At 52.9% G+C, this 12,941-nt stretch carries 11 protein-coding genes; 9 read left to right on the forward strand and 2 right to left on the reverse strand.

Translation table 11 applies throughout. From position 1 onward, the window contains the following. Window positions 1-48: 48 nt before the first annotated feature. From B5M06_RS01760 to B5M06_RS01795, 8 genes are read left to right on the forward strand one after another with little or no spacing between them, the layout of a single operon-like run. On the forward strand, window positions 49-627 hold the full coding sequence (locus B5M06_RS01760) for a GspH/FimT family pseudopilin (protein ID WP_058880130.1): 579 nt from the start codon (window positions 49-51) through the stop codon (window positions 625-627). Next, window positions 624-1,238, forward strand: coding sequence for a type IV pilus modification protein PilV (pilV, locus tag B5M06_RS01765; RefSeq protein ID WP_080025141.1), 615 nt, complete (start codon window positions 624-626; stop codon window positions 1,236-1,238). Before B5M06_RS01760 ends, pilV begins: the two co-directional genes overlap by 4 nt. Next, on the forward strand, window positions 1,235-2,098 hold the full coding sequence (locus B5M06_RS01770; protein ID WP_054066780.1) for a PilW family protein: 864 nt from the start codon (window positions 1,235-1,237) through the stop codon (window positions 2,096-2,098). The genes pilV and B5M06_RS01770 overlap by 4 nt, the downstream gene beginning before the upstream one ends. 17 nt (window positions 2,099-2,115) lie before the next feature. After that, window positions 2,116-2,919, forward strand: coding sequence for a pilus assembly PilX family protein (locus B5M06_RS01775; protein ID WP_240183979.1), 804 nt, complete (start codon window positions 2,116-2,118; stop codon window positions 2,917-2,919). A gap of 59 nt (window positions 2,920-2,978) precedes the next feature. Then, window positions 2,979-6,521 carry a pilus assembly protein gene (locus B5M06_RS01780; RefSeq protein ID WP_080025142.1) on the forward strand — a complete coding sequence of 1,181 codons (3,543 nt, stop codon included), beginning with the start codon at window positions 2,979-2,981 and terminating at the stop codon, window positions 6,519-6,521. 12 nt (window positions 6,522-6,533) lie between these two features. Next, the gene (locus tag B5M06_RS01785) at window positions 6,534-6,974 is read left to right on the forward strand and encodes a type IV pilin protein (RefSeq protein ID WP_054066781.1); all 441 of its coding nucleotides are present in this window, start codon (window positions 6,534-6,536) and stop codon (window positions 6,972-6,974) included. A gap of 41 nt (window positions 6,975-7,015) precedes the next feature. Further along, window positions 7,016-8,137, forward strand: coding sequence for a bifunctional diaminohydroxyphosphoribosylaminopyrimidine deaminase/5-amino-6-(5-phosphoribosylamino)uracil reductase RibD (gene ribD, locus B5M06_RS01790; RefSeq protein WP_054066782.1), 1,122 nt, complete (start codon window positions 7,016-7,018; stop codon window positions 8,135-8,137). Window positions 8,138-8,175: 38 nt separating this feature from the next. Then, window positions 8,176-9,894: a phospholipase D-like domain-containing protein gene (locus B5M06_RS01795; RefSeq protein WP_054066815.1), complete on the forward strand. Its 1,719-nt coding sequence runs from the start codon at window positions 8,176-8,178 to the stop codon at window positions 9,892-9,894. A 17-nt stretch (window positions 9,895-9,911) separates the two neighbouring features. Here B5M06_RS01795 and B5M06_RS01800 read toward each other — a convergent pair whose 3' ends face one another. Continuing rightward, complete coding sequence (locus B5M06_RS01800; RefSeq protein ID WP_080025143.1) at window positions 9,912-10,997, reverse strand: tRNA dihydrouridine synthase; 1,086 nt, start codon at window positions 10,995-10,997, stop codon at window positions 9,912-9,914. A 194-nt stretch (window positions 10,998-11,191) separates the two neighbouring features. On the opposite strand from B5M06_RS01800, the gene B5M06_RS01805 reads away from it, so the two are divergent. Beyond that, window positions 11,192-11,668: a hypothetical protein gene (locus B5M06_RS01805; protein WP_054066816.1), complete on the forward strand. Its 477-nt coding sequence runs from the start codon at window positions 11,192-11,194 to the stop codon at window positions 11,666-11,668. 17 nt (window positions 11,669-11,685) lie between these two features. Here B5M06_RS01805 and B5M06_RS01810 read toward each other — a convergent pair whose 3' ends face one another. Next, entirely contained in the window at window positions 11,686-12,855 is a 1,170-nt protein-coding gene (locus B5M06_RS01810; protein WP_054066783.1) for a methyltransferase, read from the reverse strand. Between the last annotated feature and the right edge of the window lie 86 nt (window positions 12,856-12,941).

Genomic DNA, 12,941 nt, shown 5'->3' on the forward strand with positions numbered 1-12,941 from the left:
TTTCCGGAACAAAACGGTAACCACATTTGCTATAGAAGAGGCTTGGACATGCAACTTTTCTTAGTCATGACAACTGCTTACACACACCAGCAGGGCGGCTTGACTTTGGTTGAAGCACTCACTGCCCTGGCCATTCTCTCCATCTTGGCGGCCATCGCCCTCCCCCAGTTCCGCGAACTCCATGAGCGCTGGCAGGTCACGCAAGCCGTACGTGCCATGGAGTCTTCACTGATGCTCGCACGCTCCGAAGCCATCAGACGTGGCGGCGGCATTGGCATGCGCAAGTTCGGTAACGAACCTGGTGGCTGTCAAAACGCCGGCACCAATCAAGAGTGGGGGTGTGGCTGGTTTATCTATGAAGATGTAAATGGCAATGGGTCATGGAATAAAACCCAAGACCGCATATTGCATGAGTTGCGACTGACAGGCTCAGTCAACGTAATGCACAACTCAGGCGGAGTCAATATCAAATTTGACCGCTATGGCAAGGCCAGCGGTTTGAATGCCAAAGGATTTAAATTTCTCCCAGAGCGCACAGGAACTCAGTCTTCCTACGCACAAACTCTCTGCATGAGTTCTGGGGGAAGAATTCGAATCATTAAAGACTATAGTGATTGCAAAAAATGAAAATTCGCAATTTATATCAGCAAGGCATCACTCTGCTAGAGTCACTTATTGCCATAATTGTCATCGCATTAGGAGTTCTTGGGATTTTAGGAATACAAATGCGTACACTGAACAACACCCAAAATAGCTTGTATCGAACCCAAGCCATCAGACTCATTGACGACTTAAGCGAAAGAATTGCAGCAAACCCCAATGCATTATTAAATATAAAAGAATATATAACTACAAACTGGGGTAATAACCAAGAATTCTCACAAAACTGCAAAACCGAAAAATGTAGCAATGAAAATCTCGCAAAATATGATTTACTCCAATGGAGAAATAGTGTTAAAAACTCCCTACCACTTGGAGATGCCAGAACTTTTATCTCTGATGACGAGGCCAGCGTAGCAGACAACAAAAGACAACTTGGCGTAATGATCGCATGGCGAATGAATGAAAACAATAATAGCCAAGAATACCTTGAACCACTGAATGCCGCCACTGATAGTGGCAACACAGTCAGCTGCCCAGATAATCACACCTGCCATTTGCAGTACATACCTCTTCTTGCAAGATGTGCTCCATATTACGCATCCAATACCACTAAAGTTTTTTGCCCAGGCTCATGACTTATCAGACATCAAAAAACTACCCTGCGCCACAGAATCAAAGAGGCTTATCCCTTATTGAACTTCTCGTTGGCATAGCGATTAGTTTATTAATCATTGCCGTCGCTTTGGGCGCCATTGTTGCCTCACGCAGCATTACTGGCAGCGTTGATGACAGCGGCCAACTACAACAGCAAGCCTCGCACATTTTTCGCGTAATGGGAAAGCAATTAAGGCAAGCCGGCTCCCTCAAACTCAGCCTTTCTACACAAGGAAATGAGGACGATGCTGACATCAATGATCCCGTGGCTTTTGAAATAGCCACCGCCGACTTCAACCCCAAAACAGATACTATCAGTGGAATAGAAAAGCCTAAAGACAATCAATTCAAATTAACCACCGCCTATAGCAACTACAGAGAGCTGATTTACAGCTCCAATAACAAAGAGTCTTTACAACGTGATTGCCTCGGTGAAAATGGCACAGATACAGTCATCAGAAATCATTTCACCTTGAGAGACAGCAATCTTGTATGCGCTGGCGTTAACAACAACGCCCCTCAACCCATTGCAAACAATGTTGCTGAATTTGAAGTACTCTATCTGATTCAATCATCTGCAGCAGCCGGTTCACCACAGCTTCAATACATCACTGCTAATAGTGTTGGCACAGGCCATTGGCACAATGTGTATGCCGTCGAAGTTTGCATAGTCTTATATGGCAATGAAATAATCAACCTTCCCAAAGACAGCAATTACACAAACTGCCAGGGAAAAAACGTAGATATGAGTACATTGACAGGCAATCGCGCACGCAGGATGCATAAAGTTTTTCGAAATGTATTTCAACTGCGTAGCCAAGGATTAATTGGCACCCTATAAAGCCATTTTTCATAAATATGCTTAAACACCACTCAAGTCAACCCACCCTCCCCAAGCAACATGGGGCCACATTGTATGTGGTGATTGTATTGGTGATGCTATCGATGCTTCTGGCACTTTGGGCTTCGCGTACATCTATATTTGGAGAAATGATAGTAGGCAATGATGCTGACTATCAACGCGCCTTTGAAGCAGCACAAGCATTATTGCAGGATGCAGAACTAGATATTCGTCGTGAAAATTCCAATGGATCGATTTGCATCTCCGATGGCAGCAATCCTTACTTATGTAGAAAAGGAATTGCACCATATGGTATGCCCAGCGAGGAACAAGATGTTACGCTCCTACTCGCAAATTTGGAAAGCATTAGCAGTGGCCCTCAATGCCGTCATGCCGTCTGTGCAAAACGTGTTGGAAAACAGGATTTTTGGAACAATACAGATAAAAGCAAGGGCATTACGTTAGCGCAAATGGAAAACGCCGGTGTTCCTAGTGATGCTTCAAAGCCGCCGATTGGAGCTCGTTATGGCCAATACACAGGAGCTACTATCGGCGCCACCAGCAACCCCATATTGGCATATCGTGGAGATGACCCTTTACGAGGAGGCTGGTACTGGATCGAGATCATGCGTTACGACTCACAGACTGCAAGCTCATCCAATTTAATTGCCACAGAAACTGGAATGTCTTCGACCCAATACCTTCCATTGCAGCTTGATATCAATATCGTTTATCGTATTACAGCTGTCGCACATGGCATAAAACCCAATACACAGGTAGTTCTGCAACAGACCTACGCACGAAATCGACTTAAAGATTAGATCTATTTACTTGCATTATTTTATTACTGAATTCAATAATTTAGTATAAGGAGCTTGTTATGCACAGCACCCACTCTCTTTTCCACAAGCATTCCATCGCTTTAGCCGCCGTCGCTGCGCTCACCTCTACCGGCGCATTAGCACTTGATCTTGCCCAATCTCCACCAGGTAAATTAAACCCCTATGTTGCACCCAACGTCATTATCACTATTGATGACTCCGGAAGCATGGATTATGCCATAGCATTGAGAGCAAATGGGAATGCTCAGTACGGCAGCCCTAGAACCGGCCCAGGATATACAGAACCAAAACCCGATGGAACATGGGAATCAACCGCAAAACGTATTAATGTACTGAAATATACTGTAAACAAGGTATTTAGCAATAAAACTTTACTACCCAACCATGGTGAGGGCAGATCAATTCGTTTTGCATGGCAAGCAATGCATAATAATGGGAGATCTGATGGGGCCGATACTGTAGATCGTACCGATTTTAAAAAAAATTCGATGCGATACTTAGATGAAGCACATAGAAAAAATTTTTTAGACTTTATTGATAAATTATATGCTAATAGTGGAACACCAACGCATAAAGTTATGGCACAAGCTCACCATTACATGAGCAAAAGTGCGGAAAGTTTTAACGATAAAAAATACAGCCCTTGGGCATATAAACCAGGAGAACAAGCGGAGCCATTTTTAGGATGCCGCAGAAGTTATCATATTTTAATGTCTGATGGTGGCTGGCAAACCAATCCAACACAGAATCAAAAGCCAGGAAATGTAGATGGCGGTGCCTCTTTTACCTTACCAGATGGCACCCCCTACTACAAGGTCAAACCATATGCTGACAGCTATAACGACATGGTTGCTGACTGGGCATTTAAGAGCTGGGCAACCAATCTTCAGCCAAGCTTATATAACAAAGATGACAAAACAAAACAAATTTCTCTGACCAGCGAATATCGAAAAGCACCTCCAGAAGAAAACTTTGGCAAAGATAAAGATGGCAAAGATGCCATTTTGAAAAAATACTGGAATCCTCGTTACGACCCAGCAAATTGGCCGCATTTATCAACTTACACGATTGGTTTCAGCAAGGCTGCAACCACATGGCGCGGTGCATCCAGCATTCAAAGACCACCAAATACACATATTGTTCCATTTAGTTATGATGCAGGCCACAATGGTAGTTTGCCAGACTTCATTAATGGAAAGATTTACTGGCCACAGTTACACACATATACAGAATCGACCAAAAATCCACTAGATTTATGGCACTCAGCTTTAAATGGTCGTGGTCGTTTTTATGCGGTAGAAAAGGCAGAAGATCTTGAAAAAGCTTTTGTTGATATTATTGGTGCCATCAATGCAGAAAATGAATCCAGCGTAGGTTCATTAGCAGCCAATGGCTTCTCCAATTATGACAAAGATGTCAACACCTACAGCACTTTCTACGATCCCAAAGAAATGTGGAAAGGCTATATCAAGAGCTCAAAATTAACAAAGGACAATACATATGAAGATGCTTGGGGTGGAAAAACTACAGCAGATTTTCTAGATGCGCTTGCATCGCATGAAAGCCGAAATATATTGACTTGGAATGATGGCACGAAAAAAGGCAGTGCATTCCAATGGGGCAATATAGGAAGCTCACAACAAGCAAACCTTAATAAAAAATCTAACGAATCTACAGATACCCAAGGACGCAATAGGCTACTTTATATCCGAGGTGATCGCTCCAACGAAGCATCCAAGAACAGCACTATCGGCTTCCGCAATCGAACCAGCCGACAGGGCGACATCATTAACTCCAATGTCTGGTATGTGGGAACACCGGTCAGCAACTACTCGCTGCCTGGATACACCAAATTTGTGCGAGAAAATACGGTAGATAAAAGACCTCCAATGATTTATGTAGGAGGCAATGATGGCATGCTTCACGGCTTCGCAGCAAATGATGGCACGGAAAAAATTGCATACGTCCCAAGGGCTGTTTACCCCAATCTAGCCAGATTAACATGGCCAAGCTTTGACGATAACCATCGATATTTCGTTGATGGCTCCCCCATGACGGGGGATATCGATATCGGAACATCTACACCCAACTGGCGTACCATGCTGCTTGGTACACTTGGTGCAGGCGGGAAAGGGTATTTCGTTTTAGATGTTACAGATCCCAGTTCCTTTAAGGAAAATAATTCTAAAAATATTGTTGTCATGGATAAATCCATGCATGCAGACGAGCCTATAAACTGCCAAGGGAAAGCATGCCTGGATATTGACGAAGCGGATATTGGTCATATTTTTTCCACACCCACTCTAGATGACACCAACCCGTTGCGAGCCACACAAATCAGCCTTTTGAATAATGGCAGATGGGCCGCAATTATGGGCAATGGATACAATAGCAAAAATGAACGCCCAGTCTTATTAATTCAATATCTTGACGGCGATAAGAAACTTCTGCGTATCCCTGCCACTGATACCACTCTCACCGCATGTACCGCAGAGGAAAAGGCGAAAAATCATGAAAATCCATGCCATAACGTCACAGAAAATGGACTTTCAGCACCACGACTGGTAGACATTAATGGCGATGGCAAACCTGATTTCGTATATGCAGGTGACCTCAAAGGAAATATCTGGAAATTCGAAATAGGTGAAAAAGATGCAAGCAAATGGAGGGTTGCCTTTGACGGAAAACCTCTTTATACCGCTTTAGGAGGTACTCCTGGATCTCCTGATACTCGCACAATCCGTCAACCGATTACTGCAGCACCCAGCGTAAAGGCCAACGATCGCAGTTATATCGTAGGGAGTGGATCCTCAGCTACCACAAAGATGGTGGGAGGCATGATGATCGCATTTGGAACAGGGGAAAATATCACCACCGTAGACCCAGAGAATACGAATGTACAGACTATATACTCAGTGCTCGACAACACAAGATATGTCATCAAATATGATGCAAGCACCAAAACAAATTATGTAGTCAGCCATAATGGTAATAGCGCCTTATCCATTCCAGCTCCAGAACCAGCAGGAATTGGCGTCAGCAAACTTGCGAAAAAACAAATCAATTCAACCGAATATAAAGGCGAAAGCTCAAGCAAAGACTTTGTTTTCTGGAAAATGGCTGACACAACAAAAGTTGATTGGTCGACTCAAAAAGGATGGTATATGGACCTTCCTCAAACAGGTGAACGTTTGCTCAAAAACATCACCCCCTACGATGGCAGCAATATTTTGGCAATTTATTCACAAGTTCCTGCCAAAGGATCACGCACGAAAAGTGATGCCGAGAGCTGCGAGCAGACTGCTGTTGATGAAGAGCGTCAATATTTGACCCTTATTAATATCATGGATGGAGAGCGCCCAAGCGTTCAGCTTCTCGATCAAAATGGCGATGGATCTTACGATTTAGCCTTAGACAACTATGTATCTCGCGCACAAGTAGCAAAGGGAGGACATATTCAAGTCACCGGAAAAAATAAAGTTACCGATATTGGCAATGGTGGGACTACCAATGGTGGGACGCTTGAATTGGCACGCATGCCTGAACAATCCATGCGTCCCAGCTGGCGTCAGCTGCAATAAGATGGTTCTACGATGAAAAGCAAACTACACCACTCATCCAGAGGCTTTACGCTGATAGAACTCATGATTGTTGTCGCAGTCATCGGCATCCTTGGCGCTATTGCCTATCCCAGCTATACCGAATATGTCATGCGCAGCCATCGTACAGATGCCCGTATGGGGCTGCTGCAAGCACAGCAATGGCTGGAGCGTGCAGCAACAGCAACCGGGCTTTATCCCACCACCCTGCCAGCTTCGCTCACCTGGGCGAACGACAGCAGCAAGCGCTACGTCATTAGTTTTGCCAACGGCAACACCAATGCCGCATTTACGCTGACGGCAACGCCCAAGCCAAACAGCCCTCAAACCAAGGACAAATGTGGCACGCTCACTCTTACTCACACGGGACAACGAGACATAAAAGACCAGCCCTCAGGCAGCACCATGACCGCCGCTGACTGCTGGAACCGCTAAGCTGTCCCAAATAGAGCCGCCTGCGTTACCATCCAGCCGCCATGACTGAAGTAACGCAAAGCTCCATCTATATGCAACAAGCGCTTGACCTGGCCCGTCAAGCGCTTTTTCTATCCAACCCCAATCCGCGCGTGGGCTGCGTGCTGGTGTCTGCGCAAGGGCAGGTCATCGGCCAGGGCTTTACCCAGCAGGCCGGCGGTCCGCATGCCGAGGTCATGGCGCTGCGTGATGCTGCGACCCGTGGCAATACCACCCGGGGGGCAACGGCCTATGTGACGCTGGAGCCCTGCTCCCACACCGGGCGCACCGGCCCTTGCTGCCATGCGCTGATCGAAGCGGGCATTGCCAAGGTGGTCTGCGCCATTACAGACCCCAACCCGCAGGTGGCAGGCAATGGCTTTGCCAAGCTGCGCGCAGCAGGCGTGCACGTGGAAATGGATGACGCAGCAGGCCAAGCCTGCCGCGAGCTGAACATTGGCTTCTTCAGCCGCATGGTGCGCGGCACGCCCTGGGTGCGCATGAAGGCCGCTACCTCGCTGGACGGGGTGACTGCTTTGCACAATGGCCAGAGCCAGTGGATCACCGGGCCCGCAGCCCGTGCGGATGGTCATGCCTGGCGTGCCCGGGCCTGCGCGATTCTGACGGGGATTGGCACCGTGCTACAAGACAACCCCCGCCTGAATGTGCGTGAGGTGCAGACACCACGCCAGCCCAGGATTGTGGTGGTGGACAGCAAGCTGGACATGCCGCTGGATGCTCATGTTTTAAAAGCACCTGGCGCTTGTACTATCTACACTTCAAGCACAAATGCACCGAAAACCCATGCTTTGCAAGCGCTAGGCGCTACAGTTGTTGTAATGCCCAATGCAGCAGGCAAAGTGGATCTGGCCGCCATGCTGCGCGATCTGGCAGCGCGCGGCACGAATGAGCTGCATGTAGAAGCAGGCTTTAAGCTCAACGGCTCCCTGATCCGCGAAGGCCTGGTCGATGAACTGCTGCTGTATATGGCCCCTAAACTGCTCGGCACAGGCGGCATGGGCATGGCCAACTTCGGGCCGCTGGATGCGCTGACGCAGGCCTTGCCGCTGCAATGGCATGATGTGCAGCGCATTGGCGATGATGTCCGCATCGTGGCCCGGGTTGCCGGGCGCGATCAGTTTTAGGACGACTTCGCCCAGCCCATCTGTTGCCTGCCTCTGCCATGCCATCCACAGCACCCACCCCCTACCCTGCTGGACTGCGTACTGCCGTGCGCGCCCTGCTGTGCATGCTGGCGTTGCTGCTGTCCGCCTGTGGCAGTCTGCCCTCCATGCCTGCGCGCACAGCCAGCCATGCGCTACCCCAGCCGCAGAGCACACCTTTGGGCCAGATGGTGCAGGCACAGCGCACAGCAGCAGACACGCCCTACGGCTCCGGCTTTGTGCTGCTGGGCGGGGCCGATGCTGCATTTGCCAGCCGCCTGGCCCTGGTGGAAGCGGCCACGCAGACGCTGGACCTGCAGTACTACGCCATCCATGCCGACCCCAGCACGGCACGCCTGCTGCACGCCATTGTGCAGGCGGCCCAGCGCGGGGTACGGGTGCGCATACTGCTGGATGACTTTCACAGCGCAGGCAAGAACGCACAGATCATGCGCATGGCCTTTGTGCCCGGCATTGAGATGCGCATGTTCAACCCGCTGACGGGGCCGCGTGGCTCCACCGTCATCCGCACGCTGACCACGCTCACCGACTTTCAGCGTGCCCAGCAGCGCATGCACAACAAGCTGTTTATTGCAGACAACAGCATTGGCATTGCGGGCGGACGCAATCTGGGTGATGCCTACTTTGATGCGCTGGACAGCGACAACTTCATTGATCTGGACATCATGGCTGCAGGCTTGGTCGTGCGCCAGCTGTCTGCCAGCTTTGACCGCTACTGGAATGATGCGCGCGCCTACCCGGTCAGTGCCCTGATTACAGAAAAAGAGCTGCTGCACCTCCAGAGCCTGCAGGAAGCTAGCACGCCTGGCACCAGCGCCGCCGAGCGCCGTATTGCCAGCCTGCCGCCACTGAATCTGCAAGCCATAGACTGGATCTGGGCGCCTGCGCTGGTGCTGGCCGATGCACCCAGCAAGATTCCCGCACCGCCTGAAGACACTGCCGAAGCACAGACCACAGATACAGCAACGCAGGCGTTGATTCCCCACCTGCCAGACAGTCTGAGCACGCACAGCAGCTCCCCCAACCGCCAGGCGCTGCGCAATGTGCTGCAGCCTGTGGTGCAGCAGGACAATGTCATCAACGGCCTGCTGGCTCTGATTGACCAGGCACAGCACGATGTGCTGATCGTCTCGCCCTACTTTGTGCCGGGCAAAGACATGAAAGCTGCCTTTGCGCGCGCGCTGGAGCGGGGCGTGCGGCTGCGCATTCTGACCAATTCACTGGCTTCCAACGACGCGCCGCTGGCCCATGCAGGCTACGCGCGCCACCGGCGCGATCTGCTGCAGATGGGCGTGCAACTGTATGAACTGCGCAGCGTGCAAGGCGGCAAGATCGGTGTGGACACCCTGCGCACGGCCACACGCAAAATCACCGGCTCGCAAGGCCATTCGCGAGCCATGCTGCACTCCAAGATGCTGGTGCTGGACCACAAGCTCACCGTCATTGGCTCCATGAATCTGGACCAGCGCTCACAGCTGCAGAACACGGAAATTGCACTGCTCGTTGCCTCGCGCCAGCTGGCTGGTGAGGCAACGGAAAACATCGAAGCCAGCCTGCGCGAAGCAGCCTGGCTGCTGGAAGACACACCCGAGGGCCTGGTCTGGCGTGCGCCAGAAGACAGCGACTGGGGCGATCAGACCCGTGAGCCTGATGCCAGCCTGCCGCTGCGCATGATGATTCGCATCATCGGGCCGCTGGCCCCTGACCACCTGCTCTAGCGCTCCAATTGAGAGAGCTAGTAGCGCCCAGCCAGCGCCGAATCCAGAATCAAAGCAGCTTCAGGTGCCCGATTTTCGTACGCTGCAAGCTCCTGTTTCTGAAGCACGAACTCCACACCATAGCGCTCGCACTCCTGTTCCAGCCACTCTGCCACCAGATGCTGCTTGGTCAGCACACGCACGCTCTGAAAGGCGTTTTCCGCTTCGGGGTAACGACGGCGCATCAGGTTCAGCCATTGCTTCAGGCGCCCTCCACGCTGGTTGGGTGTCAGGTCTCGGCACACCATCAACCAGAAGCGCTGCAGGTGCGGCAGCAGCTGGGCCCAGCTCACTGCGGGGGGCAATTCGGCAGGCACGGCCTCTGAGTGGGGAACACCGTCCGCCACAGCCGCACGCACGGCCAGCGCCAGCCCGGGGTCTGCCACACTGCCACGACCCAGCATCAGATCACTGCAGCCCGACTGCTCCCGACAGCGCAGCGCATCCTGCACCGTCCATATTTCGCCATTGGCAATCACGGGCACGTTCACCACGGCCCTGATTTCCGGAATCAGCTCCCAGTACGCGGGTGGACGGTAGCCCTCGACCTTGGTGCGTGCATGCACCACCAGTTCACAGGCCCCGTTTTCCACCATGGCCAGCGCACATTCACGCATCAGACTTTTGTCATTAAAACCCATGCGCATCTTGGCCGACACGGGCAGGTGCGCAGGCACAGCCTTGCGCACCGCCGCCACCAGCCTGGCGATCGACTCAGGGTCTTGCAGCATGGAGGCGCCACCGCCGTGGCGGTTCACCGTCTTGGCCGGACAACCAAAATTCAGATCAATGCCTTCAGGATTCAGGCGTGCCAGATTGGCGGCATTGACGGCCATGTAGTCAGGATCAGACCCCAGCAGCTGTGCTCGCACGGGCACACCGGCCAAAGTCTTGCTGCCATTGAGCAGCTCGGGCATGAAGCTCAGAAACACGCGGTCTGGCAGGATGGAGCCGCTGACACGAATGAACTCCGAAACGCAGCGGTCCGCGCCCCCCACACGGGTGAGCACGTCACGCAGCACAAAATCAAGCAAGCCCTCCATCGGGGCCAGAAACAGTCGCATGGGATGGTGTCTGCACCGCTATCAGCAGTGCACATTTATAAGAAAAAATGGTTCCAGGGCAGATGCAGCAAGCGCTGGCAGCTATCAAAAAAGTGCCCATCTACCTCGCAGGCAGCCGCGTATTGTCGCAAGCACGCAGCTTTCCTGCCGGGGGTGTTCATCTTCCTGTCACAGCAATGGGGTGCAATCAGTGCATGTTCTTGCAACGCACTTCCAAAGCCCTGCTGGAACTGACGCCCGGTCAGCGCCAGCTCAGCCTGCGCGAGCGCTCCCTGCTGCTGCTTGCCGAAGGAACACCACGCCAGGTGCTGGAGCAGATGTATCACGGCCAGGCCAGGCTTCTTGTGGAGCAGCTGCTCGCCAATGGGTATCTGCAGACGATGGATGGCGCATCCTCTGCCCCTTCCAGAACCAGCCCCGCCCCCATGAGCCTGGCAGGCGTGCGCATGCACCTGTTTGATCTGTGCGAGCGCATGTTTGCCAATCGGCTGCATGACACGGCAGAGCAGCTGCGGCACATGCTGCGTGAGGCGCGCGATGTCGACAGCATGCTGCAGGCTCGTGAACATTTGCTGCGTGCGGTGCAGCTGTATGCCGGTGTAGAGCGCGCCGAAGCGCTGCGCAGGCAACTGGCAGACATGCTGCCCGAGCGCAGCCTGGACAATGCCTGAATGACGGCGCTACCGCGCTATTGCGCTGCCGCCAGTCGCCACAGCGAAGTCACTTCCGCCGCACGCGCAGCGTGCAAGGGGTCGCTCGCGTCCTGCGCCTTGCCATGCACAGGTTGGGTGTCCATGCGATAGACCACATACAGGCCTGCATCCGCAATCCAGGCTTCCAGTTCTGCACGGCTGCGCAGTCCCAGGTGCTCGGCCAGGTCCGACAGAATCAGCCAGCCTTCACCTCCGGGCAGCAGATGCGCGCGCAAGCCATTCAGAAAACCGCGCAGCATGGCACTGTTGTCGTCATAAACCGCCTGCTCCAGCGTGGTCACGGCACGCGCAGGCACCCAGGGTGGGTTGCAGACAATCAGCCCGGCCTGCCCCTCTGGAAACAGATCGGTCTGCTGCAGCTGCACCTGCTCCTGCAGGCCCAGGCGCTGCAGATTGTCTTTCGCACAGGCCAGTGCACGTGGCGACATGTCGGTGGCAATCACTTGCTGCACACCGCGCTTGACCAGCACGGCAGACAGCACGCCAGTGCCCACGCCAATGTCAAAGGCCAGCGTCTTGCCTGCTTGAGGCAAAGGCGCATCTTTGACCATCTGCACATACTCACCACGCACGGGCGAAAACACCCCATAGTGCGGATAAATGCGCGCTTCCTTGCCCAGCACAGGCATGGCTACGCCCTTCTTGCGCCACTCATGTGCACCCACCACGCCCAGCAGCTCGCGCAGCGACACCACCTGCAGACCAGCATCCGCCGCAGGCTCACCCCAGGCCTCCACGCAGGCCTGGCGCCAGTCCGGCGCACGGCGCAGGGCGATGGCGTAATCAGGCTGCAGGGCAATCAAAATACTGCTGAGCACACGGGCACGCTGGCCCTGGACCTGGCGGTGCAGGTGAAACGCCTGTGCCGGTGTCACTGGTGCAGCGGCCGCCGCCTTGGCTTTGCGTGCCTTGGCAGAGTGGCTGCGCGCGGGCTTGTCCAGACGGCGCTTGAGCGCTTCCATCAGATGGCGCGCGTTGTGGAAGTCTCCCACCCACAGCAGCCCTGTGCCTTCACATGCCATGCGATAGGCCGCGTCGGCAGACACCGTATCGTCCACCACCTCCACACGCCTGGGGGCCTGCTGGCCGTTTTCACTGCGCCATGCAGCCTGGTAATCGATGCCCTGGTGTTGCCATTGCAGCATGCAGAAATTCCTCTCAGAGTCGGTGGGTGTAAATGCCGAGTATCGCGGCATCTGCGCAGCAGGTTTTCAGCATGTGCTTCATGCCT

This window comes from Comamonas kerstersii, assembly GCF_002056725.1.
Lineage (GTDB): Bacteria > Pseudomonadota > Gammaproteobacteria > Burkholderiales > Burkholderiaceae_C > Comamonas > Comamonas kerstersii.